At 73.4% G+C, this 26,082-nt stretch carries 21 protein-coding genes; 3 read left to right on the top strand and 18 right to left on the bottom strand.

All coding sequences use genetic code 11. From position 1 onward, the window contains the following. Positions 1–16: 16 nt before the first annotated feature. Both J2S46_RS33525 and J2S46_RS33520 read right to left on the bottom strand, forming a co-directional pair. A complete protein-coding gene (locus tag J2S46_RS33525; protein WP_191288230.1) occupies positions 17–1,777 on the bottom strand; it encodes a DUF6801 domain-containing protein in 1,761 nt (586 codons plus the stop codon). Positions 1,778–2,325: 548 nt separating this feature from the next. Continuing rightward, the gene (locus tag J2S46_RS33520; RefSeq protein ID WP_073921437.1) at positions 2,326–2,949 is read right to left on the bottom strand and encodes a hypothetical protein; all 624 of its coding nucleotides are present in this window, start codon (positions 2,947–2,949) and stop codon (positions 2,326–2,328) included. Between the two features lie 543 nt (positions 2,950–3,492). Here J2S46_RS33520 and J2S46_RS33515 point away from each other — a divergent pair. Next, positions 3,493–4,704 (top strand): PucR family transcriptional regulator, encoded by a 1,212-nt coding sequence (locus tag J2S46_RS33515; protein WP_191288229.1) that lies wholly within the window; start codon positions 3,493–3,495, stop codon positions 4,702–4,704. Positions 4,705–5,056: 352 nt separating this feature from the next. Beyond that, complete coding sequence (locus J2S46_RS33510; protein ID WP_191288228.1) at positions 5,057–5,437, top strand: hypothetical protein; 381 nt, start codon at positions 5,057–5,059, stop codon at positions 5,435–5,437. Between the two features lie 203 nt (positions 5,438–5,640). Here the strand turns inward: J2S46_RS33510 and J2S46_RS33505 are convergent, their stop codons facing one another. From J2S46_RS33505 to def, 3 genes are all read right to left on the bottom strand, one after another. Beyond that, positions 5,641–7,089: an RsmB/NOP family class I SAM-dependent RNA methyltransferase gene (locus tag J2S46_RS33505; protein ID WP_191288227.1), complete on the bottom strand. Its 1,449-nt coding sequence runs from the start codon at positions 7,087–7,089 to the stop codon at positions 5,641–5,643. A 251-nt stretch (positions 7,090–7,340) separates the two neighbouring features. After that, on the bottom strand, positions 7,341–8,276 hold the full coding sequence (gene fmt, locus J2S46_RS33500; RefSeq protein WP_191288226.1) for a methionyl-tRNA formyltransferase: 936 nt from the start codon (positions 8,274–8,276) through the stop codon (positions 7,341–7,343). A gap of 73 nt (positions 8,277–8,349) precedes the next feature. Beyond that, positions 8,350–8,895 (bottom strand): peptide deformylase, encoded by a 546-nt coding sequence (def, locus tag J2S46_RS33495; protein WP_191288225.1) that lies wholly within the window; start codon positions 8,893–8,895, stop codon positions 8,350–8,352. 279 nt (positions 8,896–9,174) lie between these two features. On the opposite strand from def, the gene J2S46_RS33490 reads away from it, so the two are divergent. Beyond that, positions 9,175–9,789: a hypothetical protein gene (locus J2S46_RS33490; protein WP_229912107.1), complete on the top strand. Its 615-nt coding sequence runs from the start codon at positions 9,175–9,177 to the stop codon at positions 9,787–9,789. A gap of 194 nt (positions 9,790–9,983) precedes the next feature. Here J2S46_RS33490 and J2S46_RS33485 read toward each other — a convergent pair whose 3' ends face one another. The 13 genes from J2S46_RS33485 to J2S46_RS33425 form a co-directional block, all read right to left on the bottom strand. Next, the gene (locus J2S46_RS33485) at positions 9,984–12,065 is read right to left on the bottom strand and encodes a primosomal protein N' (RefSeq protein WP_191288224.1); all 2,082 of its coding nucleotides are present in this window, start codon (positions 12,063–12,065) and stop codon (positions 9,984–9,986) included. 96 nt (positions 12,066–12,161) lie between these two features. Beyond that, positions 12,162–13,385, bottom strand: coding sequence for a methionine adenosyltransferase (gene metK / locus J2S46_RS33480; protein WP_190215762.1), 1,224 nt, complete (start codon positions 13,383–13,385; stop codon positions 12,162–12,164). Positions 13,386–13,558: 173 nt separating this feature from the next. After that, complete coding sequence (gene coaBC / locus J2S46_RS33475) at positions 13,559–14,782, bottom strand: bifunctional phosphopantothenoylcysteine decarboxylase/phosphopantothenate--cysteine ligase CoaBC (protein ID WP_191288223.1); 1,224 nt, start codon at positions 14,780–14,782, stop codon at positions 13,559–13,561. A gap of 148 nt (positions 14,783–14,930) precedes the next feature. Continuing rightward, positions 14,931–15,197 (bottom strand): DNA-directed RNA polymerase subunit omega, encoded by a 267-nt coding sequence (gene rpoZ / locus J2S46_RS33470; protein ID WP_030240625.1) that lies wholly within the window; start codon positions 15,195–15,197, stop codon positions 14,931–14,933. A gap of 68 nt (positions 15,198–15,265) precedes the next feature. Further along, a complete protein-coding gene (gmk, locus tag J2S46_RS33465; RefSeq protein ID WP_191288222.1) occupies positions 15,266–15,823 on the bottom strand; it encodes a guanylate kinase in 558 nt (185 codons plus the stop codon). A 72-nt stretch (positions 15,824–15,895) separates the two neighbouring features. Then, positions 15,896–16,222, bottom strand: a complete 327-nt coding sequence (gene mihF / locus J2S46_RS33460; protein WP_035795753.1) for an integration host factor, actinobacterial type — start codon at positions 16,220–16,222, stop codon at positions 15,896–15,898. Between the two features lie 324 nt (positions 16,223–16,546). Next, positions 16,547–17,380 carry an orotidine-5'-phosphate decarboxylase gene (gene pyrF, locus J2S46_RS33455; protein WP_191288221.1) on the bottom strand — a complete coding sequence of 278 codons (834 nt, stop codon included), beginning with the start codon at positions 17,378–17,380 and terminating at the stop codon, positions 16,547–16,549. A gap of 116 nt (positions 17,381–17,496) precedes the next feature. Next, positions 17,497–18,597, bottom strand: a complete 1,101-nt coding sequence (locus J2S46_RS33450; protein ID WP_191288220.1) for a quinone-dependent dihydroorotate dehydrogenase — start codon at positions 18,595–18,597, stop codon at positions 17,497–17,499. A gap of 65 nt (positions 18,598–18,662) precedes the next feature. Beyond that, a complete protein-coding gene (gene carB, locus J2S46_RS33445; protein WP_191288219.1) occupies positions 18,663–21,971 on the bottom strand; it encodes a carbamoyl-phosphate synthase large subunit in 3,309 nt (1,102 codons plus the stop codon). A 3-nt stretch (positions 21,972–21,974) separates the two neighbouring features. Beyond that, positions 21,975–23,153: a glutamine-hydrolyzing carbamoyl-phosphate synthase small subunit gene (carA, locus tag J2S46_RS33440; protein ID WP_191288218.1), complete on the bottom strand. Its 1,179-nt coding sequence runs from the start codon at positions 23,151–23,153 to the stop codon at positions 21,975–21,977. Next, positions 23,150–23,752: a PH-like domain-containing protein gene (locus tag J2S46_RS33435; RefSeq protein ID WP_229912106.1), complete on the bottom strand. Its 603-nt coding sequence runs from the start codon at positions 23,750–23,752 to the stop codon at positions 23,150–23,152. The genes carA and J2S46_RS33435 overlap by 4 nt, the downstream gene beginning before the upstream one ends. After that, positions 23,749–25,053, bottom strand: a complete 1,305-nt coding sequence (locus tag J2S46_RS33430; protein ID WP_191288217.1) for a dihydroorotase — start codon at positions 25,051–25,053, stop codon at positions 23,749–23,751. Before J2S46_RS33430 ends, J2S46_RS33435 begins: the two co-directional genes overlap by 4 nt. A gap of 26 nt (positions 25,054–25,079) precedes the next feature. After that, a complete protein-coding gene (locus J2S46_RS33425; protein WP_191288216.1) occupies positions 25,080–26,081 on the bottom strand; it encodes an aspartate carbamoyltransferase catalytic subunit in 1,002 nt (333 codons plus the stop codon). Position 26,082 lies beyond the last annotated feature (1 nt).

Raw genomic sequence — 26,082 nt, 5'->3', positions numbered from 1 at the left:
CGGCGAGGTACGGCGGTCAGCGGTGCGGCGGAGCGGGCATCTCGATCTCCGGGGTGCAGCCGTTCGGCTCGTCGCTGGTCGGGGTGCAGAGCGCGCCCTGGATGAAGTTCAGCGAGTTCCCTGCGCCCGAGACGGCCGCGGTGAACAGCGGGCTGAGGTCCTCGCCGCCGGTGCCGCAGCCGGTGAACGGCGGGATGACCAGATGGGCGGAGGAGAGCGGGCCGCCGGTCTGCACGGTGTAGTCCGGACGGCCGTCGTCGGTGCTGATCCCGCTGTCCTGCCGGCCTACGAGGGTGAGGTCGACCGGCGCGGCCGTGCGGCAGTTCGGCCCGACGTCGAGCGGCGTGCCGTTCACCCGGACGTCGTACAGGGTCAGGTTCTGGTACCCGGCGGCGGTGGTGATCACCGGCTGGTCCCAGTCGCTGTTCCCGATCACCGTGAGGGTCAGCGGGGTGAGCGGGGTGAGCCTCATCCTCGCCGTGGTCGGCATGAAGCCGAAGGTGAGGAAGGTGGCTTCGGCCGGCGGGAGTTCCAGCTCGCCGATGCCGTCCACCTCGACGTATCCGGGGCTGCCGTCGTCCGTCCAGAGCATCACGATCCGCTTGTGCATGTCGACCCGGATCATCGCCGGGTCGCGGGTCGGGTCATTGATCAGCGCCGCTCCGCCGAGCTTGCCGACATTGGCGTAGCCGACCGCGAACGCGCAGGCGGGCACCGGCTCGAAGGGGTCGGCGCCGGGCATCGGGAGCACGATCGCGCCCTCCGGCACCTTCGGCAGGCGGCGGGGGTCGAGTTCGCCCTGCGGAGCCGCCGGGCAGGCGTTCACCCCCGAATGGACCGGGCCGCCGACCGTGATGGTGCCGCCCTGGGCGGGTGTCTCCGCGCGGGGCGCCACCAGGGCGGAGGCGCCTGCCGAGGCGGACGCGGCACCCGAGGGTGGGGGCGCGCCGGTCGGCGACGGGGCTCCGCCGGCCGGTCCGGTGGCGGTGGGCGAGGCGGAGCCGCCGGCCGGGGCCGAGCCGGACGGCCCGGGCGATCCGGTGGCGGACGGGCTCGGCTGCGTGGCCGCCGACACCGGCACGCTGCCCAACTCCGCTCGCTGGCCGGGATTCTGGACGCAGTGCAGGGAGACCGGGGCCGGCTCGCCGGGGGTCGCGGAGGTGGGGGCGGCCCCGGCGGCCGGGGAGGCGGGGGCGGTGGGCAAGGTGAGGGAGGCGGGGGCAGTGGCAGCGGCGGGGGAGGCGGGGGCAGGAGGAACGGTGGGGGCGGAGGCGGCGGCCAGGGTGAGGTCGAGGTCGCCGGCGGTGAAGGTGACGTCCCCCGGCGCGGACACCGTCACGGGCGCGACCGTCCCGGTGAGGGCGAGCCGCAGAGCGCCCTCACCGGCGAGCGGCGAGCCGGCCGCGGCGAGCACCGTCCAGTCCGCCTCGGCCGCCGAACCGCCCTGCCGCACATGAGCGGTGAACCGGCCCGTCCCGCCGACGGCCGCCGTGCCGGCCGGCAGCAGGGCCGCCACCGCGGCCCGGTCCAGGGCGATCTCGGCGGTCAGCGCCCCGGGCCGGAGCGGCTTGCCCGCCACCCCGGCGTCCGGGTACTCCTGCCCGAGGAGCACCCGGACCTCCACCGGGCCCCGGGCGGACCCGCAGGTGTACCCGAGGTCCAGTTGCCCCGGCCCGTCGGCCGACGAGGCCGCGGCCGGCAGCAGCCCGGCCAGCAGCACGGTGGTGGTGATCGCCGCCGGCCGCCAGGCGCGGCGCCGGACCACTGCTTCGCCCATCGCGGTACTCCTCGGACTGGTCGGTGGAGCCGGTTCGGCGCACGGCGGCGGGAAATCTTCGGACGAACTGCGGGGACAGCGGGAACGGGTGGAACGGCAGCACGAACGGGTGGAACCGGAGCGCCCGGAGCGCGAACGGCCGGTATTGCCGAGCGGCGCGGCGGGGACGAACCGCCGTGGTGGCACGGCACGGTACGCCCACGGACGGAAGGGGGAACGGGGGAAAGCGAGCACGGCGGAGCGGACAACGGGAATCGCACGAACTGCACCGGCCGCATCCGTCGCACGGGTCACGGAATCCAGCGGGTGGTGTTCCTGGGCGAACTGGACACTACGGCCCGGTAACAAGCAGCGACAAGTGATCGAACCCGGGAAGATTCCACGGCCTCGGCTCGGCCGGATTTCTTGTCACCGATTGACAAAGCGCCGGCGGAGGATTGTCCTCCGGTGAGCATCCGCGGCCCCCGGCGGCCGGAGGGATGTCCGGCCGCCGGGGGCCGCGCGCCGGACGGTCCGGGCCCGGCAGGACGGCGGGCCCGGGGTCCGGGTCAGGGCGAGGTGATGGTCTGCGAGGAGGCCAGCACGTACGCCGCGCTGTAGGTCGCCGCGTCGCCGTTGTTGATCAGCCCGAGGCAGGTGCCCGAGACGTTGTACGCGTGCAGGTCGCCGCCGCTCAGCGTGAGGGTGTTCGCCGAGTTGCTGTAGGAGCCGGTGAGGGTGGCCGAGCTGGTGCTGGTGGGACCGTAGAAGTCGGCGGTGCAGCCGGCGCCGCTGATGTGGGCCTTGACGCCGGTGAGCGTCCCGGTGGTGACACCGGTGCCGCTGTTGTAGGAGACCGCGTTCAGGCTCCAGGGCAGGCCCTGCGGGGTGACGGTGAAGGTGATGCCCAGCGGGCCGGAGCAGCTGACCCAGCCGACCGAGGTGATGGAGGAGATGCCGGTGCCGGACAGGCCGGTGCCGCTCGCCAGGGTGCCGGTCGCACTGGAGGAGGTGCAGGTGAGCTTGGTGCCGGTCTTGGTGTCGGTGAGCTTCGGGGAGGTCGCCTTGGCCGTCCAGGCGCCGCCGGGGGTGACGGTCCAGGTGGGTGCGGCGTAGGCGGGGGCGGCGGCGAGGCCCGCGGCTGCGGCGAATGCCGCGGCGACGACCATGCCGCTTGCGGTGAACTTGCGCACGGTTGATCCTTTCGGGGTGGGGTGGAATACCCGATAAACCGGGCCCAGGGTGCCTGGAGTTCGGAATTCGGCTGCTCCCGAATCCGCTCGGCCGCCCTGTTGAACGGGGACGTTACGCATGGGTAACCGGGCGGTGCAACATGCCCGTCACAGATTCTTCCGGCGAACTTACCGGCGGGTATTCCCTTGTCACGAAAGCAGCAAAGAAGGCCGCCCGGTTATAACGAAGCGAGCGGGCGGGGCGGGAATCCGAAAACCGGCCGGTCGGCCGATTAGACCGCCCCCGACGGCCGGCGGCGGGCCACGGGCGTCCGGAAGTGAGGTTTCTGTGTCCGGGGTGCTGCGCTCCGTGTGCGCCGTGGTCTATGTTGCACGCAGCCGCGATGAGTTGTACGCGACCCGCTACCGCCCGGCCGGCCCGCTCCCCACCAGCGCGCCGGGGCCGGGCAATTGACCGAACCTCCGCTCCCCCGCAGCCGCCACCGGCCCGCCGGCGGGCCCTGGCGGCCAAGGGGCGGCGGAGAGCTCAGGGGGTAAACAGGTATGGCCGTAGCCAGGCAGCTGACGGAGCGCGGCGAGCCGATGGGACCGATGCCGCGCGAGTTGGCCATGATCATGCGCCCTGAACTCCCCAGCCTGCTCAAGGAGATGGCGAGCGAGATCGTCGCCGCGATCCCGGAGTACAAACCGCTGATGGAGGGCCCGAACGCGCGGGTGATCCGGCTCGGCATCGAGCAGAACATCGCGGCCTTCGTCGACCAGATCGCCGTCCCCACCGCCACCACGGTGCTGCGGGACGACATCTGCCGCCGCTTCGGCCGCTTCGAGGCCTACGAGGGCCGCAGCCTGGACATGCTGCAGGAGGCCTACCGGATCGGCTGCCAGACCGCGCTGCGCCGGGCCAGGACGCTGGGTAGGCGCTACAACCTGTCCGCCACCGTGATGCTCTCCTTCGCCGACGCGCTCTTCGCCTACATGGGGGACCTCGCCGCGCTCTCCCGCGAGGGCTACCTGCAGGCCATGGCCGAACTGGGCGAGGAGCCGGACAACCGCCGCCGGCAGCTGCTGCGGCGGATCCTCACCGGTTCCTCGGTGGCCCGCAACGCCCTGGTGGAGCTGGCGGAGCACGCGGCCTGGCCGTTACCGGCCGAGGTCACCATGGTCGCGGTGGACGCCGGGACGCTGCCCCCGACCGGCCTGCTCGCCAAGGACGTCCTGCTCGACCTGGCCGTCCCCGAGCCGCACCTGCTGGTGCCGGGGGCGCTCACCGCGGAACGGCGCGCCGAGCTGGACCGGGCCCTGGACGGCTGCCGGGCGGCCTACGGCCTCACCGCCCCGCTGGCCGAGGCGGCGGACTCGCTGCGCTGGGCCCGGCACGCCCTCGCCCTGGCCTCGGCCGGCATCGTGGACGGCGGCCCGGTGGTGTCCTGCGAGGACCACCTGCTGCCGCTCTGGCTGCTCCGGGACCCGGCCCTGGTCGCGCAGTTGGCGAAGAAGTACCTCGGCCCGCTGGCCGCGCTCACCCCCGCCCAGCGCAGCCGGCTGGTCGAGACCCTGCTGACCTGGCTCACCACCCGGGGCACGGCCGCCGAGATGGCCCGGCTGCTGGGCGTCCACCCGCAGACGGTCCGCTACCGGATGCGGATCCTCGACCGCGCCTTCGGACAGCAACTCGCCGACCCCGACGACCGGTTCGCGACCGAGGTGGCGCTGCGGGCGCTGGCCGTCCAGCGCCGCGGGCAGCCCGGCGGCTGAGCAGGTCCCGAGGGGCGGGACGTACGGCACCGGGGCGTCGGCCGACCGTTCCGGCGCGCCGGCGGCCGCGGTGCCGGCGGTGATCTTCGCGGTGGCGGTGGCCCCGAAGATCACCGTCCGAAGGCCCCGGGCCCGGCCTCCGCACCTGGCCGGTCCGCCCCGGGCGGCGCGCGACGGAGACGTTGGCCGGGCGTTGGCAGCCTGTTGGTGGGCCGCGACAGGCTCGGGGTCCTGATGATCAGTGGCCGGATCCCGTGGCCCGGCGGGCGGGATCAGTCGCACCGCGCCGCACCTCAAGTGCGGCGCGGGACATCGCCGTTCGCCCAGTCACCACAGAATGCGGAGCTATCGCATGCGTTCCCTCTTCAAGAAGGCCTCCAGCATCGCGGCCGTGGCGGCCTCGATGGCCTCCCTCTCGATCGCCGGCGCCTCGACCGCCCACGCGGACTCGCAGTACGGCTGCCAGTACCCGTACGTGTGCATCTACGCGGGCGGCACCGTCAACGGCAGCATCATCGGGATGTACCGGGACGTGACCAGCGGGTACCAAAACACCTCGCGGACCAACGTCGCCGTTCTGAACACGCGCAACGACGACACCGTCTGGCTGCGCTACGTCTCCGGGGGCACCACCTACTACACCTGCCTGGAGCCCGCCACCTCGATCTACAACGGCGCCAGCATCTACGCCACCCTCACCGGGATCCGCATCAGCGACTCCCCCACCTGCTGAGTGCCCGGGTGTGCCCGGCCGGGACGGGATCCCGGCCGGGCACACCCGGCAGCCGCTCGACGCGCCCCGGCCCGGCGGGCGGCCCGGGGCGACCGCCGTACGGTGCGCCGCGGGCCGTCCGCCGGGTCGTCAGGGGTGCCCCGGGCCGTCAGGGGTGCGCCGGGCCGTCAGGGTGCCCCGGGCCGTCAGGGTGCCCCGGGCCGTCAGGCGGTGCGCCGCAGCAGCGCCAGGTACATCGCGTCGGTGCCGTGCAGGTGCGGCCAGAGCTGGACGTCCGGGCCGTCGCCGAGCGCCGGGACGCCGGGCAGCAGCGGGCGGGCATCGATCCACTCCAGCCGGCCGCCCTCCTCCCGCAGCACGTCGTCGACCACGGCCCGGGTCTCGGCGAGGTGCGGCGAACAGGTGGCGTAGCCGACCACGCCGCCGATCCGGGTGGCGGCGACGGCGCCGCGCAGCAGGTCCCGCTGGAGCGGCCCGAAGGCGGCGATGTCCTCGGGCCGGCGGCGCCAGCGGGCCTCGGGCCGGCGGCGCAGCGCGCCGAGACCGGAGCAGGGCACGTCGACCAGGACGCGGTCGAAGGTGCCCGGCCGCCAGGCCGGCCGGGTGCCGTCGGCGGCGATCACGGTGTACGGGCCGGGGTTGCCCTCCAGCGCGCGGGCGACCAGCCGGGCCCGGTGCGGCTGCTTCTCGGAGGCGACCAGGGCTGCGCCGCGCCGGGCCGCGAGGGCCGCGAGCAGCGCGGCCTTGCCGCCGGGGCCGGCGCAGCCGTCCAGCCAGACCCGGTCGGGGCCGTCCAGCGGCGCGGCGGCGAGGGCGAGGGCGACCAGCTGGCTGCCCTCGTCCTGGACGCCGACGCGGTTCTCCTTGACCGTCTCCAGCGCGCCGGGGTCGCCGCCCTCGGCGAGCCGGACGGCGTAGGGGGACCATCGGCCGGGGGTGGACTCGGGCAGCGCCTCGGCGAGTTCCTCGACGGTGGCCCGGCCGGGCCGGGCGACGAGGGTGACCTCGGGCCGCTCGTTGTCGGCGCGCAGCAGCTCCTCGACGGCCGTCCGCCCGGAGGCGTCGGGCTGCCAGCGGCCGAGCGAGTCCCAGAGCGCGGAGACGACCCAGCGCGGGTGCGAGTGGACGACGGCGAGGTGGTCCTCGGCGTCCTTCTCGTACGGCGGGGCGACCTGGGCGATCCAGGCGTCGAGGTCCTGGGCGCTGATCCGGCGCAGGACGGCGTTGACGAACTTGGCCTTGCCGTCGCCGAGCACGGCCCGGGCCAGTTCGACGGTCGCGGAGACGGCGGCGTGGCTGGGGATGCGGGTGGTGAGCAGCTGGTGCGCGCCGAGCGAGAGGACGTCCAGGACCGGCGGGTCGACCTCGCGCAGCGGCCGGTCGATGCAGGCGGCGATGACCGCGTCGTAGGTGCCCTGGAGCCGCAGGGTGCCGTAGACCAGCTCGGTGGCGAGGGCGGCGTCACGGCGGTCGAGGTTGTGCTTCTGCTCGGCCTCGCGGAGCAGCGAGGGCAGGATCAGGTTGGCGTAGGCGTCGCGCTCGTCGACGGCCCGCAGGGCGCGGAAGGCGACCGTCCGGGCCGGGTCCTTCTTGGGGCGGCGGTGCGGGCGAGGGGGGCGCTTGGCGCCGGGGGTGCTGCCGGGGGTGCTCATCTGGTGCCTCAATGTGCTGCGGGGTTTACGGATGGGTCCGGTCCGGCGGAACTGCCCGGACCGGGGTGCCCCGGGCCCGACGCTGCGGGAGCGGGGGCCGGGGCACCCGGCGGTGGACCGCCGCGGGGCGGACCGCCACCGGGCCCCGCGTGGGGCCCGGTGCGCGGGGCACCGGCCGGGCCGGCCGGTGCCCCGCGGTGGATCGGGTACTCCACGGTAGATCGGGTGGAGGGTGAAGCTGAACCCGAGGCTCAGAGTCCGAGCTGCTCGCCGGACTCGATGCGGGCCCCGCGGGCCCAGTCCGCCGCGCGCATCGGCTTCTTGCCCTGCGGCTGGACCTCACCGAACTCGATGTCGTGGCTGCCGGTGCCCGCCCGGAGGCTGTTCTTGCCGACCGCCAGCTCGCCGGGGGCGAGTTCGGTGCTGCCGGGGAGAAGCGTGACCGGGCCGGAGACCTTGAGCCGCTCGCCGCGGAAGGTGGTCCACGCGCCGGGCGCGGGGGCGCAGCCGCGCACCACCCGGTCGATCCGCAGGGCGGGGTGCTTCCAGTCGATCCTGGCGTCCTCCACCGAGATCTTCGGGGCGAGGGTGATGCCGTCGGCCGGCTGCGGGACGGCCTGCAGCCCGCCGTCCTCGATGCCGTCCATGGTGGCGCTCAGCAGCCGGGCGCCGGAGTGCGCGAGCCGGGTGAGGAGTTCGCCGCTGGTGTCGGTGGGGCGGATCTCCTCGGTGATGACGCCGAAGACCGGGCCGGAGTCCAGGCCCTGCTCGATCCGGAAGGTCGAGGCGCCGGTCACCTCGTCGCCGGCCAGCACGGCGTGCTGGACGGGGGCGGCGCCGCGCCAGGCCGGCAGCAGCGAGAAGTGCAGGTTGACCCAGCCGTGGACGGGGATCTCCAGGGCGCCGGGGCGGATCAGCGCGCCGTAGGCGACCACCGGGCAGCAGTCGGGGGCGATCTCGGCGAGCCGGGCCAGGAAGTCCGGGTCGCTGGGCTTCGCGGGCTTGAGGATCTCGATCCCGGCCTCCTCGGCGCGCTGGGCGACGGGGCTGGCGACCAGCTTGCGGCCGCGGCCGGCGGGGGCGTCGGGGCGGGTGACCACCGCGACGACCTCGTGCCGGTCGGAGGCCAGCAGGGCGTCCAGGGCGGGAACGGCGACCTCGGGGGTGCCGGCGAAGACGAGGCGCATCAAGGGCCTTCCGGTAGGGGCTGGGTGGGAGCCGAGCTGGGGCGGGGCGGGGCGGGGCCGGGCGGACCGGTCGTCAGCGGGCGCCGCCGAAGGTGCTGTGCGGGGAGACCCGGACGGTCGGGGCGGGCCCGTCCCCCCAGTCGGACTCCCGGATCGCCTTGAGCGCGGCCTTGCGCCGCTCACGGTCGAGGCGGTCGATGAAGATGATGCCGTCCAGGTGGTCGGTCTCGTGCTGGATGCAGCGGGCGAGCAGCTGGGTGCCCTCGACGGTGACCGGCTCGCCGTACATGTCGAAGCCCTTGGCGACCACGCCGAAGGCGCGCCGGGTGTCGAAACGCAGGCCGGGCAGCGAGAGGCAGCCCTCGGGGCCTTCCTGCTCCTCCTCGCTGAGGCTGAGGTCCGGGTTCACCAGGTGCCCGGTGACGCCGTCCACGTGGTAGGTGAACACCCTCAGCGAGATGCCGAGTTGAGGCGCGGCCAGCCCGGCGCCGGGGGCGTCCAGCATGGTGTCGGTGAGGTCCTTGACCAGCGTGCGCAGCTCTTTGTCGAAGGTGGTCACCGGCTGTGCGGTGGCGCGCAGGACCGGGTCCCCGAAGATGCGGATCGGCTGGATCGGCAAGGTGGTGGACTCCCGTCCGGTCGGATTTCGGCTGCTGGCCGTCGGCAAGTCTATGCAATGCCCCCGGGCGCGCGGCCCGCCCCCGCGATCCGGCCGGGCGGGGGCGGCCGATGGGCGGCGGGGGCGGCCGATTGGCGGGCAGGGGGGCGTTCTGGCATATCCCGAGTGCCCCGGCTGCGTGACCCCGGCCCCTGGTCCGGCGTTGGTCAAGTGAGATTGACCGGGGCACGGGGGAGCAGCCCCGACCGAGCTGACCGTACGGAAGGTGGCACGTAGGCCATGGCCGAGCAGATCAATCACGACGCCCGGGCGCGGGCGAGCCTGCACCTGCTGGTGCGGGACATCGAGCGGGTGAGGCGGCAGGTCGACGCGCTGCGGACGCTCACCGCCCAGTTGGGCAACGTCTACCGCCCCCGGCGGCCGAGCACCTCCGCGGGTTTCGTGGTGTACGGGCGGGCCCCGGCGCCGACCGTGCGGCTGGCGCAGGAGCTGCGCGAGAGCGTGGAGACGCTGGTGGCGGCGGCGGTGGAGTTCGACCGGGCGCTGGGTTTCTCCTGGGACTCGGTGGGCTCCGCGCTGGGCGTCACCAAGCAGGCCGTCCACCGGCGGTACGGGATGCGGCGCCCCGCCGGCGAGCTGCTGGCGGCGGGTGGCATCCCGTCGCCGGCCGGGCCCGCGCAGGGGCGCGGGGAGCGGTCCGAGGAGGTGGCGGCCGTCGCGGCGGCCGGGCCGGGGACGGGTTCGCCGGGCATCGGCCCGCAGTCGACGGGCTCGCCGGGCCTGGGTTCGCCGGGCGTCGGCGCGCCGGCCGGCGGGAACCCGGGGCTGGCGGCGACCGTGCCGGCGGCCCGCCAGGGCGGTCTGAACCGCTCGGGGCTGCAGATCCGCGGCTGACCGGGGTGGCACGGCCGGGCCGGGGTGGCACCCGGCCCGGCCCGCCTCGTGGCCGTCCGGCGCGGGCGCCCGGCCAGGATCAGCGGTGGGCACCCGGCGCGGCGGACGGGCTCAGCGGCGCTCACCTGCGCCGCGCGCCCGCGAGCACCCCCACGGCCGGACCGCTCACGGCGCCCGGCCGGCGCCGCGCGCCGTCACCCGATCTCCAGCGGGTCGATCCGCACCTTCACCGGCTCCGGTGTCCGCAGGGCGATCCGGGCGATCTGCGCCGCCTTCAGCGCGGAGGCCAGTGCGGCCCCCTGGCCGGGGGCGACCCGGAGCAGCGCCCGCTCGACCTCCTCACCGCGCCGCCCGCCGAACACCGGCACGGGGCCGAGGACGTCCGCACCCTCCGGCAGCCGGGTGAGGCCGAGCAGGTCGGCCACCGCCGCCGGCGCCCCGGTGACCGAGGCCATCCGGGAGACCGGCGGGAAGTGCAGCTGGGCCCGTTCCTCCAGCTCGAAGGCGGCGTGGCCGGCCGGGTCCCACCGGATCAGCGCCTGGACGGCCCGGGCCGTCGGCTCCGCCACGACCACCACCGTGCCGCCCTCGCTCGCCGGCCGGACCAGCGCGGCCGCCGCCAGCCAGAGCCGCAGGGCCTCCTCCCCCGCCCGCAGGTCGGGCCGGCTCAGCAGGGCCCAGCCGTCCAGCAGCAGCGCGGCCGCGTAGCCGCCTTCGGCCACCGGCTCGGCGCCCGGGGTGGAGATCACCAGCGCGGGCTCGGCCGGCACCGAGAGCAGCACCGCGTCCCGCCCGGAGGTACGGACGGGGATCCTCGGGAAGGCCTTGCCGAGCTCCTCCGCCGTCCGCCGGGCGCCGACCACCTGGGCCCGCAGGCGGAACGAGCCGCATTCGGCGCAGTGCCACCGCTCCTCGGCCTCCCCGCACCAGCCGCAGCGCAGCGGCGCGTCCGACGAGGCCGCCTCCAGCGGCCCCTCGCAGTGCCGGCAGCGGGCCGGTGTGCGACAGCGGCCGCAGGCCAGCCGGGGGACGTAGCCGCGGCGGGGCACCTGGATCAGGACCGGGCCGGTGGCCAGCGCCTCCCGGGCCGTCTGCCAGGCCAGGCTGGGCAGCCGGGCCTGCTGGGCGGCGGCGTCCCTGGCCTGGTCCAGGTCGGTGACGGTGCGGACCCGCGGTGCGACCTCCCGGACGGTCGCCCGGTCGGCGGCCAGCGGCCGGGCCCAGCCCGTGTTCACCAGCTGCGCGCCCTCCACGGTGACCGCGTGCCCCCCGAGCAGGACGCCGGCCCCCTCCTCGGCGGCGCGCAGCAGCGCGACCTCGCGCACGTGCGGGTGCGGGGCGCGCGGGTCGGCGTGGCTGCCATCGCCGTCCGACCAGACCACCACCAGGCCGAGGTCCCGGACGGGGGCGAACATCGCCGCCCGGGTGCCGACCGCGGCGCGGACCGAACCGCGGCTGACCGCCAGCCAGCGCCGATAGCGCTCCTTGGGGCCGAGGTCGGCGGCGAGGGTGGCGTGCAGGCCGCCGCCGAGCAGCTCGGTGAGGGCCTCGTCGACCCGGGCGGTGGACCGCCCGTCGGGCAGCACGACCAGGGCGCCGCGCCCGCCGGCCAGGGTGGCGGCGACCGCCCGGGCGATCTCCTGCGGCCAGCTCGGGCCGGGCAGCGCCGTCCAGACGGCGCGCGGGGCGTGGCCGGCGGCGAGCGCCGCCAGGAACTCCGGCCCCTGCGGGTAGCGGCTCCAGCTGCCCGGTTCGGGGGCGGCGGGCAGCGGCGCCGGCGGCGGGGAGGGCTCGGCCTCGGCCTTGGCGTGCCGGGGCGGCACGGCCAGCTGGAGGACGTCCGCGAGGGTGCCGGCGTACCGGTCGGCGACCGTGCGGCAGAGCCGCAGCAGGGCGGGTGTGAGCACCGGCTCGGGCGAGAGCACCTGGGCGAGCGGTGCCAGCGGGCCGGCGTAGTCGCTGTCGGCCCGGCGTTCGACGATGAACCCGTCGTGCAGTTCGCCGCCCTCGCGGCGTCCGTTGACCACCCGCGCCCCGAACCGGACCCGGACCCGGACGCCCGGCACGGCCTCCTCGGCCATGTTGGCGGGCACGGCGTAGTCGAAGAACTGGTCGAGGTGGAGCAGCCCCTTGTCGACCAGCACCCGGGCCACCGGCAGGTGCTCGGCCCGTTGGGCGCCCAGCCAGGTGCGCGGCTTGGCGCGGCGGACCGTCTCGCGGATGAACGCGAGCTGCTCCGGCGCCCCGCTCCCCCCGGCCTCGTCTGTGCTGCTCATCGCTCCAAGTACTACCACCTAGGACTGACACAAAGCCGCAGGCGGCGGCCGCCCCGTCGGAACGGGGCGGCCGCCGCCTGGCAGGTGCGGCGCGGGTCAGGCCTGGACGGCCTGCTTCAGCTGCTCGACCCGGTCGGTGCGCTCCCAGGTGAAGTCCGGCAGCTCACGGCCGAAGTGGCCGTAGGCGGCGGTCTGCGAGTAGATCGGGCGCAGCAGGTCCAGGTCGCGGATGATCGCGGCCGGGCGCAGGTCGAAGACCTTCACCACGGCTTCCTGGATCTTGAGGACCGGCACGGTCTCGGTGCCGAAGGTCTCGACGAACAGGCCCACCGGCTCGGCCTTGCCGATCGCGTACGCGACCTGGACCTCGGCGCGGGTGGCCAGGCCGGCCGCGACGATGTTCTTGGCGACCCAGCGCATCGCGTACGCGGCGGAGCGGTCGACCTTGGACGGGTCCTTGCCGGAGAAGGCACCGCCGCCGTGGCGGGCCATGCCGCCGTAGGTGTCGATGATGATCTTGCGGCCGGTGAGGCCGGCGTCGCCCATCGGGCCGCCGATCTCGAACCGTCCGGTCGGGTTGACCAGCAGGCGGTAGCCCTCGGTCACCAGCTTGATGCCCTCGTCGGCCAGCGCCTTGAGCTCGGGCTCCACGACGAACTCGCGGATGTCCGGGGTCAGCAGCGAGTCCAGGTCGATGTCGCTGGCGTGCTGCGAGGAGACCACCACGGTGTCGAGGCGGACGGCCTTGTCGCCGTCGTACTCGATGGTGACCTGGGTCTTGCCGTCGGGGCGCAGGTACGGGATGGTCCCGTTCTTGCGGACCTCGGAGAGCCGCTTGGAGAGGCGGTGCGCCAGCGTGATCGGCAGCGGCATCAGCTCGGGGGTCTCGTCCGACGCGTAGCCGAACATCAGGCCCTGGTCGCCGGCGCCCTGCTTGTCGAGGTCGTCGGAGTCGTCGCCCTGGGAGGCGCCCTCGACCCGGGCCTCGTACGCCGTGTCGACACCCTGCGCGATGTCGGGCGACTGCGAGCCGATCGAGACCGACACGCCGCAGGAGGCGCCGTCGAAGCCCTTCTTGGAGCTGTCGTACCCGATTTCGAGGATCTTGTCCCGGACCAGCTGGGCGATCGGCGCGTACGCCTTCGTGGTCACCTCACCGGCGATGTGCACCTGGCCGGTGGTGATCAGCGTCTCCACGGCGACCCGCGAAGTCGGGTCCTCCTTGAGGAGCGCGTCCAGAATGGTGTCGCTGATCTGGTCAGCGATCTTGTCGGGGTGTCCCTCGGTGACGGACTCCGAGGTGAACAGGCGGCGAGACACAGCGCTCCCTGGGGTTGCAGCGGCTGCTGACTGAAGGCCCCCGGCGGACCGGGGACATCCGGAAAGACTTGATTCCTGGAGTGTAACGGGCAGGTACCTGCAAGTGGGACTGCTGTCCGCCAGAAAAGACGGGCCGCCGGGGAAACCAGCCGGACGGCGGACCGCCCGGGGCCTCAGGCCAGACGGGCCGCGACCAGGTCCCACACCACGTCGGCGAGCGCCTCCTTCGGTCCGACCGGTACGGCCGTCTCGGTGCCGTCGGCCCCGAGGACGACCGCCTCGTTGAGGTCCGAGCCGAATCCCTTGCGCTCGCCGACCTCGTTCACGACCAGCAGGTCGCACCCCTTGCGGGCGAGCTTGGCCCGGCCGTTGGCGAGCACGTCGTCGGTCTCCGCGGCGAAGCCGACCACGAGTTGGCCGGGCCTGGCCCGGTCGGCGGAGATCTCGGCGAGGATGTCCGGGTTGCGCACCAGAGCGACCGGTGCGGGGTCGACCCCGTCCACCTTCTTGATCTTCCCGGTGACGTACTCGGCGGGGCGGAAGTCGGCGACGGCGGCCGCCATCACCACCGCGTCGGCGTCCGCCACGGCCTTCAGCGCGGCCTCGCGCAGCTGCAGCGCGGTCGAGACGTGCACCACGTCCACCCCGGCCGGGTCCGGCAGCTCGGCGTTGGCCGAGACCAATGTCACTCTGGCGCCGCGCGCGGCCGCGGTGGCGGCGAGCGCGTAGCCCTGCTTCCCGGAGGAGCGGTTGCCGAGGAAGCGCACCGGGTCGAGCGGCTCGCGGGTGCCGCCGGCCGAGACCACCACGTGGCGGCCGGCCAGGTCGCTGGTGAGGCCGCCGCGGCGCAGCACCGTCCGGCAGGCCTCGAAGATCGCGGACGGCTCGGGCAGCCGGCCCTTGCCGGTGTCCACCCCGGTGAGCCGGCCGACGGCGGGCTCCAGCACGATCGCGCCCCGGCGGCGCAGGGTGGCGACGTTCTCCTGGGTGGCCGGGTGCTCCCACATCTCGGTGTGCATCGCGGGGGCGAGGACCACCGGGCAGCGGGCGGTGAGCAGGGTGTTGGTGAGCAGGTCGTCGGCCAGCCCGTGGGCCGCCTTGGCCATCAGGTCGGCGGTGGCCGGGGCGACCACCACCAGGTCGGCCTGCTGGCCGATCCGCACGTGCGGCACCTGGTGGACGCTCTCCCAGGTCTCGGTGGCGGCCGGGCGGCCGGAGAGGGCGGCCCAGGTCGCCTCGCCGACGAAGTGCAGGGCGGCCGCGGTGGGCACCACGGTGACCTGGTGGCCGGACTCGGTCAGCCGTCGCAGCAGCTCGCAGGCCTTGTAGGCGGCGATGCCGCCGCTGACACCGAGGACGACGCGCGGGGCGTCGGTCCGGTCCGTGGTCGCGCTCATGCTGGCTGTCTCTCCGTCCGTTCGGGTGCAGCTCACCCTACGGCCCTTCAGATCCCGGCCGCACTGTGGCGCCACGCACACGCGACAGGGCCCGCCGGAGCGTGTCCGGCGGGCCCTGTCATGACGCTGTGCGGCAGCGGGAGGCTGCTCAGGCGGCCTCGATCGCCTCGGCGGTGAGCATGCCGGCGTTGATCTCGCGGAGCGCGATCGACAGCGGCTTCTCGTGCACGTGGGTGTCGACCAGCGGGCCGACGTACTCCAGGAGGCCCTCACCGAGCTGCGAGTAGTACGCGTTGATCTGACGCGCGCGCTTGGCCGCGTAGATCACCAGGCTGTACTTGGAGTCGGTGGCCTCGAGCAGCTCGTCGATCGGCGGGTTGATGATGCCCTCGGGCGCGGTCATGGAAGAGGACACGCTAAAACCTTCCGAAAGGTTGGAAAAGACAAGATGCTGATCGGACCGGGTCGGAGCGACCTAGCCGATCAGGCTGCACCGAGCAAGGCTAGCAGTTCGGCCGCTACCTGCTCGACCGAGGTGTTGACAAGAGTCGTGTCGAACTCCGACTCCGCCGCCAGCTCGACCTTGGCCGCTTCCAGCCGCTTCTCGATCACGTCCTGCGGCTCGGTGCCCCGGCCGGTGAGCCGGCGGACCAGCTCGTCCCAGCTCGGCGGGGCCAGGAAGAGCAGCAGTGCCTCCGCCATCGACTCCCGCACCTGACGGGCACCCTGCAGGTCGATCTCCAGCAGGACGGGCACCCCGTTGTCCAGCTTCTCCAGCACCGCCGCACGCGGGGTGCCGTACCGGTTGCCGGCGAAGACGGCCCACTCCAGCAGTTCGCCGTTGGCGATCAGCTTGTCGAACTCGTCGTTGTCGACGAAGTAGTAGTGGATCCCGTTCTGCTCGCCGGGCCTCGGGTGCCGGGTGGTCACCGACACCGAGAGCCAGACCTCGGGGTGCTGCTTCCTCATATGAGCGACGACCGTGCTCTTGCCGACCCCCGAAGGGCCGGAGAGCACGGTCAGCCGCGGACGCTCACTCATGCACCGATTATCCCGGATCGCGGACGATCCGGAGACCACGGGGCACCCTGGATGCGCTTCGCCGGTGGGCGGTCAGGAGGCGGCGCCGCCGAACTCCCGCTCCAGCGAAGCGATCTGGTTGGTACCGAGGCCGCGCACACGGCGGCTCTCGCTGATGCCGAGACGCTCCATGATCTGCTTGGCGCGCACCTTGCCGACACCGGGCAGGCTCTCCAGCAGAGCGGAGACCTTCATCTTGCCGATGACCTCGTTGTCGGCCTTGCCGGCCTTGATGACCTCGTGCAGCGAAGCGCCGGAGTGCTTGAGCCGGTTCTTCACCTCGGCGCGCTCCCGCCGAGCCTCGGCGGCCTTGGCGAGCGCTGCTGTGCGCTGTTCAGGGGTAAGGGGCGGAAGAGCCACGCCGTTCACCTCAGGGTGTGGAAGGAAGGGATGAGCCAGGACGGTTGTACCAGCCCCCTGCAGGCGAACCCAAGGGCTCTGACCTGCGGGAGCGACGAGAATCGCCGCTCCGTGGTGACCTACCGCCGGACACTACCCGGATTGGGCCGCCACGTCAGGAAAAGAACACGAAAAGTCCTGGTCAGCCAAGGCCGACCAGGACTTTTCCGGGCAAAACAGCCGCGAATCCGACCCCTCTTCGGGCAAGTGTGACGGCGCTCACTTCCACCCGGTGCGTCCGGTCCGGCACGCGCTCCCCCGCCGGCCGGCCCCGGACACCCCCGTTCACTTCACCGCGGCGGCGTACTCCTCGACGAATCGCAGGGCCGCCTCGCGCAGCGCGGGGACGGACGGACCGTGCTTGAGCACGTCCCGGCTGACGCTCGGCACCACGTTGCGGACCGAGTCGCCGAACACCCGCGGCAGGTCCGCCATGGTGGCGCCCTGCGCCCCGATCCCGGGCGCCAGCAGCGGCCCGTTGACCGCCAGGTCCACCCCCGCGTCGGCCAGGGTGGCCCCGACCACCGCGCCGAACGAGCCGAGCGGCTCGGCGCCGGCGTTCTCGGCCGCGAGCTGGCGCAGCACCGAGGCCGCCACCGTCTCGCCGCCGGCGCCCACCGCCCGCTGGACCTCGGCCCCCTCCGGGTTGGAGGTCAGCGCCAGCGCGAACACCCCGGCGCCGTTCGCCCGCGCCAGGTCCAGGGCCGGGCGCAGCGAGCCGAAGCCCAGGTAGGGGCTGACCGTCACGGCGTCCGAGAAGAGCGGGCTGGACGGCGAGAGGAAGGCGTCCGCGTAGGCGGCCATGGTGGAGCCGATGTCGCCGCGCTTGGCGTCCATCAGGACCAGCGCACCGGCCGCCCGGGCGTCGGCGACCGAGCGCTCCAGCACGGCCACGCCCTTGCTGCCGAACCGCTCGAAGAAGGCCGCCTGCGGCTTCAGCACGGCGACCCGGTCGGCGAGCGCCTCGACCACGGTGCGGCTGAAGGTCTCCAGGCCGTCGATGTCGTCACCGAGCCCCCAGGCGGCGAGCAGGGAGGCGTGCGGGTCGATGCCGACGCAGAGCTGGCCGCGGGTGTCGAGGGCGTGCCGCAGGCGGGTACCGAAGGGGGCGAGGGTCATGACGGCCTTTCGTGGGAGGGGAGGGGGTCGGGCGGGGGCGGCGGCCGGTCGGCCGGTCCGGGGCGCCCGGGCGGCCTGCGGGCGCCCCCGCCGGTGCGCGGGTGCCGGGGCCCGGGTCAGTTCTCCTTGGCGCTGCCGACGGCCTCGGCCAGCGTGCGGAAGCCGCCGGCCCGCAGCCGGGCGGAGAGCCCCTTGTGGACGCGTCGCATCCAGAACGGGCCCTCGTAGATGAAGGCGCTGTAGCCCTGCACCAGGTCCGCGCCGGCGGTGATCCGCCGCCAGGCGTCCTCGGCGGTCTCGATGCCGCCGACCGAGACGATGGTCAGCCGGCCCTCGGTACGGGCCCGCAGGCGCTTCAGCACCTCCAGCGAGCGGTCCTTGAGCGGGGCGCCGGAGAGGCCGCCCATGCCGATCGCCTCGACCTGCGCGGCGGGCGCCAGCAGGCCGCCCCGGCCGATCGTGGTGTTGGTGGCGATGATGCCGTCCAGGCCGAGCTCCAGGGCCAGGTCGGCGACCGCGTCCACGTCCTCGTCGGCCAGATCGGGGGCGATCTTGACCAGCAGCGGGACGTGGTGCGCGGTGGACCGGTCGGCGGCCTTGCGGACCTCGTGCAGCAGCGGGCCGAGGTGCGAGACGGCCTGCAGGTTGCGCAGCCCGGGGGTGTTCGGCGAGCTGACGTTGACCACCAGGTAGTCGGCGTGCTTGGCGAGGCGCTCGGTGCTCTTGACGTAGTCGCCGATCGCGTCGGCCTCCTCGACCACCTTGGTCTTGCCGATGTTGACGCCGATCACCGGGGTGGAGGTGGTGTGCGGGCGGGCCGCCAGGCGGGCCGCGACCCGGGCCGAGCCCTGGTTGTTGAAGCCCATCCGGTTGATCAGCGCGCGGTCCTCGACCAGCCGGAACAGCCGCGGCGCCGGGTTGCCGGGCTGCGGCTCACCGGTGACGGTGCCGATCTCGACGTAGTCGAAGCCGAGCATCGACAGGCCGTCGATGCCGATGCCGTCCTTGTCGAAGCCCGCCGCGAGGCCGAACGGACCGGGCAGGTCCAGGCCGAGCGCCGTGGTGCGCAGCGCCCGGTCGCGCGGGGCGAGCACCAGGCGGACCAGCACGCCGAGGCCCGGGACGGAGGCGGCCAACCGGATCCAGAAGAAGGCCAGGTGGTGGGCCTTCTCCGGGTCCATCTTCCGGAAGACGAGGTTGAACAGGGTCTTGTACAAAGCGTGGTCCTCCTGGCATGGAAGTGGGGGGCACCCGACTCGCGGTGCCCCCCACTTCGGCGGTGCTACTTACGGCCGGCGTTGATCAGCTCGGCGTGCTCCTGGAGCGACATGACCCCGACCTCGTCGCGCAGCAGCGCGTCGATGCCCTGGACGGCCGCGCCCATCGCCTGGACGGTGGTGAGGCACGGGACGCCGCGGGAGACCGCCGCGGTCCGGATCTCGTAGCCGTCGAGGCGGCCGCCGGTGCCGTACGGCGTGTTGATGATGAGGTCGACCTGGCCGTCGTGGATCAGCTGGACGATCGTCTTCTCGCCGTTCGGGCCCTCGCCCTCGCTGTGCTTGCGCACCACGGTCGCGGGGATGCCGCCGCGCTGCAGCACCTCGGCGGTGCCGGAGGTGGCGAGCACCTCGAAGCCCAGCTCGACCAGCGCGCGGGCCGGGAAGACCAGGTTGCGCTTGTCGCGGTTGGCGACCGAGACGAAGACCTTGCCCTTGGTCGGCAGCGCGCCGTAGGCGCCGGCCTGCGACTTGGCGTACGCCGTGCCGAAGACCTTGTCGATGCCCATGACCTCGCCGGTGGAGCGCATCTCCGGGCCGAGCACGGTGTCGACGCCGCGGCCGTGCACGTCGCGGAAGCGGCTCCACGGCATCACGGCCTCCTTGACGGAGATCGGCGCGTCGGCCGGCAGGGTGCCGCCGTCGCCCTCGGCCGGGAGCATGCCCTCGGCGCGCAGCTCGGCGATGGTGGCGCCGAGCGAGATCCGGGCGGCGGCCTTGGCCAGCGGCACGGCCGTCGCCTTGGAGGTGAACGGCACCGTCCGGGAGGCGCGCGGGTTGGCCTCCAGGACGTAGAGGATGTCGCCGGACAGCGCGAACTGGATGTTGATCAGGCCGCGGACGCCGACGCCCTTGGCGATGCCCTCGGTGGAGGTGCGCAGGCGCTTGATGTCGTAGCCGCCGAGGGTGATCGGGGGCAGCGCGCAGGCGGAGTCGCCGGAGTGGATGCCGGCCTCCTCGATGTGCTCCATGACGCCGCCGAGGTAGAGCTCGGTGCCGTCGTAGAGCGCGTCGACGTCGATCTCCACCGCGTCGTCGAGGAAGCGGTCGATGAGCACCGGGTGCTCGGAGATCAGGCCGGCGTGCCGCTCCAGGTAGGAGGCCAGCGAGGGCTCGTCGTAGACGATCTCCATGCCGCGGCCGCCGAGCACGTAGGACGGGCGGGCCAGCACGGGGTAGCCGATCTCGTCGGCGATGGCCTTGGCCTCGTCGAAGGAGAAGGCGGTGCCGTGCTTGGGGGCCGGCAGGCCGGCCTCCTTGAGGACGCGGCCGAAGGCGCCGCGCTCCTCGGCCAGGTCGATAGCCTCGGGCTGGGTGCCGACGATCGGCACGCCGTTGTCCTTGAGCGACTGGGCCAGGCCCAGCGGGGTCTGGCCGCCGAGCTGGACGATGACGCCGGCCAGCGGCCCCGCCTGCTTCTCGGCGTGGACGATCTCCAGGACGTCCTCCAGGGTGAGCGGCTCGAAGTAGAGCCGGTCGGAGGTGTCGTAGTCGGTGGAGACGGTCTCCGGGTTGCAGTTGACCATGACGGTCTCGTACCCGGCCTCGGAGAGCGCGAAGGAGGCGTGCACGCAGGAGTAGTCGAACTCGATGCCCTGACCGATCCGGTTGGGGCCCGAGCCGAGGATGATCACGGCGGGCTTGGTGCGCGGCGCGACCTCGCTCTCCTCGTCGTAGGACGAGTAGAAGTACGGGGTCTTGGCGGCGAACTCGGCGGCGCAGGTGTCCACGGTCTTGAAGACCGGGCGGATGCCCAGCGCGTGCCGCACCTCGCGGACCACGTCCGGACGCAGGCCGCGGATCTCACCGATCTGCTGGTCGGAGAAGCCGTGCCGCTTGGCGTGGCGCAGCAGCTCGGGGTGGAGCTTGTCGGCCTCGGCCAGCTCGGCGGCGATCTCGTCCAGCAGGAAGAGCTGGTCGACGAACCACGGGTCGATCTTCGTGGACTCGAACACCTCCTCCTGGGTGGCGCCGGCCCGGATGGCCTCCATGACGGTGTTGATCCGGCCGTCGGTGGGCACCTGCGCCTTGGTGAGCAGCGCGTCCTTGTCACCGGTCTCGCCGGCCCAGGAGAACTGCGAGCCCTTCTTCTCCAGCGAGCGCAGCGCCTTGTTGAGCGCCTCGGGGAAGTTGCGGCCCATGGCCATGGCCTCGCCGACCGACTTCATGGTGGTGGTCAGGGTGGCGTCGGCCGAGGGGAACTTCTCGAACGCGAAGCGCGGGACCTTCACCACGACGTAGTCGAGGGTCGGCTCGAAGGAGGCCGGGGTCTGCTCGGTGATGTCGTTGGGGATCTCGTCCAGCGTGTAGCCGACGGCCAGCTTGGCGGCGATCTTGGCGATCGGGAAGCCGGTGGCCTTGGAGGCCAGCGCGGAGGAGCGGGAGACGCGCGGGTTCATCTCGATCACGATGATCCGGCCGTCGACCGGGTTGATCGCGAACTGGATGTTGCAGCCGCCGGTGTCGACGCCGACCTCGCGGATGATCGCGATGCCGATGTCGCGCAGCGTCTGGTACTCGCGGTCGGTCAGCGTCATCGCCGGCGCGACGGTGATGGAGTCGCCGGTGTGCACGCCCATCGGGTCGAAGTTCTCGATCGAGCAGACGACCACGACGTTGTCGTTCTTGTCGCGCATCAGCTCCAGCTCGTACTCCTTCCAGCCGAGGATGGACTCCTCGAGGAGCACCTCGGTGGTCGGCGAGAGGGCCAGGCCCTGGCCCGCGATGCGGCGCAGGTCCTCCTCGTCGTGGGCGAAGCCGGAGCCGGCGCCGCCCATGGTGAAGGAGGGGCGGACGACGACGGGGTACCCGCCGAGGGTCTCGACGCCCGCCATGATCTCGTCCATGGTGTGGCAGATGACCGAGCGGGCGGACTCGCCGTGGCCGATCTTGGCGTTGACGGCCTCGACCACGCCCTTGAACAGCTGGCGGTCCTCGCCCTTGTGGATGGCCTCCACGTTGGCGCCGATCAGCTCCACGCCGTACTTGGCGAGGGTGCCGTTCTCGTGCAGCGAGATGGCGGTGTTGAGCGCGGTCTGGCCGCCGAGGGTCGGCAGCAGGACGTCGGGGCGCTCCTTGGCGATGATCTTCTCGACGAACTCCGGGGTGATCGGCTCGACGTAGGTGGCGTCGGCGATCTCCGGGTCGGTCATGATCGTGGCCGGGTTGGAGTTGACCAGGACGACCCGCAGGCCCTCGGACCGCAGGACGCGGCAGGCCTGGGTACCGGAGTAGTCGAACTCGGCGGCCTGCCCGATGACGATCGGGCCGGAGCCGATCACCAGGACGGACTTGATGTCGGTGCGCTTGGGCACGGGTCAGCTCCCTGCGGTGGTGCGGGCGGCCGGGGCGCCGGCCATCAAGTCGACAAAGCGGTCGAAGAGGTACGCGGCGTCGTGCGGGCCCGCGGCGGCCTCCGGGTGGTACTGCACGCTGAAGGCGGGCGTGTCCAGGCACTGCAGGCCCTCGACCACGTCGTCGTTGAGGCAGACGTGGGAGACCTCGGCGCGCCCGTACGGGGTGTCGCTGACCTTGTCCAGCGGCGCGTTCACGGCGAAGCCGTGGTTGTGCGCGGTGACCTCCACCTTGCCGGTGGTGCGGTCCTGGACGGGCTGGTTGATGCCCCGGTGGCCGTACTTCAGCTTGTAGGTGCCGAAGCCCAGCGCGCGGCCGAGGATCTGGTTGCCGAAGCAGATGCCGAACAGCGGGGTCCTGCGCTCCAGCACGCCCTGCATCACCGCGACCTGGTGGTCGGCGGTGGCCGGGTCGCCCGGGCCGTTGGAGAAGAACACGCCGTCCGGGTTCACCGCGTAGATGTCCTCGACGGTGGAGTTCGCCGGCAGCACGTGCACCTCGATGCCGCGCTCGGCCATCCGCTGCGGGGTCATCGCCTTGATGCCGAGGTCCACGGCGGCGACGGTGAAGCGCTTCTCGCCCACGGCCGGCACGACGTACGGCTCGGTGGTGGCGACCTCGGCGCAGAGGTCCGCGCCCTTCATCTCGGGGGCCTGCAGCACCCGGGAGAGCAGCACCTGCTCGTCGGCGAGCGCCGGGCCGGAGAAGATGCCGACCCGCATCGCGCCGCGCTCGCGCAGGTGGCGGGTGAGGGCGCGGGTGTCGATGCCGCTGATGCCGACCACGCCCTGGGTGGCGAGCTCCTCGTCCAGCGGGCGCAGCGAGCGCCAGTTGGACGGCACCCGGGCGGGGTCGCGGACGACGAAGCCGGCGACCCAGATCCGCCGGGACTCGTCGTCCTCGTCGTTCCAGCCGGTGTTGCCGATCTGCGGGGCGGTCATCACGACCACCTGGCGGTGGTACGAGGGGTCGGTGAGGGTCTCCTGGTAGCCGGACATGCCGGTGTTGAAGACCGCCTCGCCGAAGGTCTCGCCGACCGCGCCGTAGGCCTGGCCGTGGAAGGTCCGGCCGTCCTCCAGGACGAGGACGGCGGGCACTCGCTCCCGCCTCAAGCGCAGCGTGGTGGGGGCAGGTGCGGTCATGTGGCGGCCTCTTCCGTCTTCGTCTTCGTCGTACGTGTTGCGAGTTCGTTGACCGCCTCGACCCAGGCGGCGTGTTCGTCCGGGTGGTCGGCCCGGAACCCGGAGTCCAGGGCGGTGCCCTCCAGGCTCCAGGTGACGACCAGCAGTCCGGCCGGGACGACCTTGCCGGCGATGCCGGAGTCCGTCCGGGCGCCGGCCAGTTGCTCGGCCGGGATCCAGAGGTCCACGTCACCGGGGCGCAGGACCAGCAGGCCCCGCTCGCCGAGGGTCAGCTCGGCGCGGCTGCGGGTGCCGAGGCCGTGGGCCACGATCCGGTCCAGCCAGTTCCCGGCGGTGGTGGTGCCGTGGTAGCGGCCGCTGGACTCCAGGATGACCGGGCCGGCGTCCGCCGGCACGGCGGGCAGCGCGGGCAGGCCGGACTGCAGGGTGCGGCGCCAGTTCCAGCCCTGGCGCATCAGCCAGTAGATCAGGCCGATCACGATCAGCAGGCCGACGGCCCAGCCGATGTAGGACGGCCAGTCGGTGACCCTGGCCTTCTCCTGGGCCAGCGGGGTCTGCCGGGCGAGCAGGGTGAGGGCCGTCGTGGTCGGGCCGCTCACGCGAGCCCGCCGCGCTCGACCAGCTCGCCGGCGAGCACCGTGGCGACCCCGCGCAGGAAGGTGGCGTGCACCCGTCCCGGCAGGTCAAGGCCACGGTAGGGGGTGTTTCGGCTGCGGGTGGCGAAGCTGTCGGGATTCACGGTCCCACGGTACGCGGGATCGAAGAGCACCAGGTTCGCCGGCTCACCGACCGAGACGGGGCGGCCGTGGCCGGAGAGCCGGCCGATCCGCGCCGGGCGGTGGGACATGCGGTCGGCGACGCCCTCCCACTTGAGCAGGCCGGTGTCGACCATGGTCTGCTGGACGACCGACAGCGCGGTCTCAAGGCCGACCATGCCCATCGCGGCGACCGCCCACTCGCAGTCCTTGTCCTCCGCCGGGTGCGGCGCGTGGTCGGTGGCGACGGCGTCGATGGTGCCGTCGGCGAGCGCCTTGCGCAGGGCCAGCACGTCGGCCTCGGTGCGCAGCGGCGGGTTGACCTTGTAGACCGGGTCGTAGCTGCGGACGAGCTCGTCGGTGAGCAGCAGGTGGTGCGGGGTCACCTCGGCGGTGACGTTCCAGCCCTTCTGCTTGGCCCAGCGGATGATCTCCACCGAGCCGGCCGTGGAGACGTGGCAGACGTGCAGGCGGGAGCCGACGTGCGCGGCGAGCAGCACGTCCCGGGCGATGATCGCCTCCTCCGCGACGGCCGGCCAGCCGCCGAGGCCGAGCTCGCCGGAGACCTGCCCCTCGTTCATCTGGGCGCCCTCGGTGAGCCGCGGCTCCTGGGCGTGCTGGGCGACGACGCCGTCGAAGGCCTTCACGTACTCCAGGGCGCGGCGCATGATGACCGCGTCGTCCACGCACTTGCCGTCGTCGGAGAAGACCCGGACGCCCGCGGCCGAGTCGTGCATCGCGCCCAGCTCGGCGAGCTTCTTGCCCTCCAGGCCGACGGTGACGGCGCCGACCGGCTGCACGTCGCAGTAGCCGGACTCCTGGCCGAGCCGCCAGACCTGCTCGACCACGCCGGCGGTGTCCGCCACGGGGAAGGTGTTGGCCATCGCGTGGACGGCGGTGAAGCCGCCCTTGGCGGCCGCCTGGGTGCCGGTGAGCACCGTCTCGGCGTCCTCGCGGCCGGGCTCGCGGAGGTGGGTGTGCAGGTCGACCAGGCCGGGCAGGACGATCAGGCCGTGGGCGTCGATGTCGATGTCGGCCTCGACGTCCAGGCCGGTGCCGATCGCCCGGATCAGGCCGTCGGCGATGTGGATGTCCTGCTGGGCACCGTCGAGGATCTGGGCGTTGCGGATCAGGTAGCTGACCATGGTGTCGGTTCCCTCGCCGGCCGCGCTCACAGGGCGGCCTCACTGGAGTCGGTACGGGCTTCGGGGCGGGCGGGCTCGGTGGCCCCGTCGGCGAAGACGGCCCCGCCGAGGAGGAGGTACAGGACGGCCATCCGGACGGAGACGCCGTTGGCGACCTGCTCGACCACGGTGCAGCGCGGGGAGTCGGCGACCTCGGCGGTGATCTCCATGCCGCGGACCATCGGGCCGGGGTGCATCACGATCGCGTGCTCGGGCAGCTGGGCGAGGCGGGCCCCGTCCAGGCCGTAGCGGCGGGAGTACTCCCGTTCGGTGGGGAAGAACGCGGCGTTCATCCGCTCGCGCTGCACCCGCAGCATCATCAGCGCGTCGGTCTTGGGCAGCACGCTCTCCAGGTCGTAGCTGACCTCGCACGGCCAGTTCTCGATGCCGATCGGCACCAGCGTCGGCGGTGCGACGAAGGTGACCTGGGCGCCGAGGGTGGTGAGCAGGTGCACGTTGGAGCGGGCGACCCGGCTGTGCAGGATGTCGCCGACGATGGTGATCCGCCGCCCCGCGAGGTCCTTGCCGGCACCGGCGTTGAGGTGGCGGCGCATGGTGAAGGCGTCGAGCAGCGCCTGGGTGGGGTGCTCGTGGGTGCCGTCACCGGCGTTGATCACGCTGCCGTGCAGCCAGTCGGACTGCGCGAGGCGGGCCGGCGCGCCGGACGCGTGGTGGCGGATGACCACCGCGTCGGCGCCCATCGCCTGCAGGGTCAGCGCGGTGTCCTTGAGGCTCTCGCCCTTGGAGACCGAGGAGCCCTTGGCGGAGAAGTTGATGACGTCGGCGGAGAGCCGCTTCTCGGCGACCTCGAAGGACGTCTTGGTGCGGGTGGAGTCCTCGAAGAAGAGGTTGACGACGGTGCGCCCGCGCAGGGTGGGCAGCTTCTTCACGGCGCGGCCGGAGAGCTGGGCCAGCTCCTCGGCGGTGTCCAGGATCAGCAGCGCGTCGTCGCGGGTGAGGTCGGCGGCGGAGACGAGGTGGCGCTTCACG

Origin of the sequence: Kitasatospora herbaricolor (assembly GCF_030813695.1) — a bacterium.
GTDB lineage: Bacteria > Actinomycetota > Actinomycetes > Streptomycetales > Streptomycetaceae > Kitasatospora > Kitasatospora herbaricolor.
Note: the sequence above shows the minus strand (reverse complement) of the source record. Positions and strands in the feature narration are given on the sequence as shown.

Bases quoted from the DNA above. Each gene is read 5' to 3' on its own strand.
- J2S46_RS33525 (WP_191288230.1), bottom strand. From the start codon at position 1,777: ATGGGCGAAGCAGTGGTCCGGCGCCGCGCCTGGCGGCCGGCGGCGATC.
- J2S46_RS33515 (WP_191288229.1), top strand. From the start codon at position 3,493: ATGGCCGTAGCCAGGCAGCTGACGGAGCGCGGCGAGCCGATGGGACCG.
- J2S46_RS33510 (WP_191288228.1), top strand. From the start codon at position 5,057: ATGCGTTCCCTCTTCAAGAAGGCCTCCAGCATCGCGGCCGTGGCGGCC.
- J2S46_RS33505 (WP_191288227.1), bottom strand. From the start codon at position 7,089: ATGAGCACCCCCGGCAGCACCCCCGGCGCCAAGCGCCCCCCTCGCCCG.
- fmt (WP_191288226.1), bottom strand. From the start codon at position 8,276: ATGCGCCTCGTCTTCGCCGGCACCCCCGAGGTCGCCGTTCCCGCCCTG.
- J2S46_RS33490 (WP_229912107.1), top strand. From the start codon at position 9,175: ATGGCCGAGCAGATCAATCACGACGCCCGGGCGCGGGCGAGCCTGCAC.
- J2S46_RS33485 (WP_191288224.1), bottom strand. From the start codon at position 12,065: ATGAGCAGCACAGACGAGGCCGGGGGGAGCGGGGCGCCGGAGCAGCTC.
- coaBC (WP_191288223.1), bottom strand. From the start codon at position 14,782: ATGAGCGCGACCACGGACCGGACCGACGCCCCGCGCGTCGTCCTCGGT.
- gmk (WP_191288222.1), bottom strand. From the start codon at position 15,823: ATGAGTGAGCGTCCGCGGCTGACCGTGCTCTCCGGCCCTTCGGGGGTC.
- pyrF (WP_191288221.1), bottom strand. From the start codon at position 17,380: ATGACCCTCGCCCCCTTCGGTACCCGCCTGCGGCACGCCCTCGACACC.
- carA (WP_191288218.1), bottom strand. From the start codon at position 23,153: ATGACCGCACCTGCCCCCACCACGCTGCGCTTGAGGCGGGAGCGAGTG.
- J2S46_RS33430 (WP_191288217.1), bottom strand. From the start codon at position 25,053: ATGGTCAGCTACCTGATCCGCAACGCCCAGATCCTCGACGGTGCCCAG.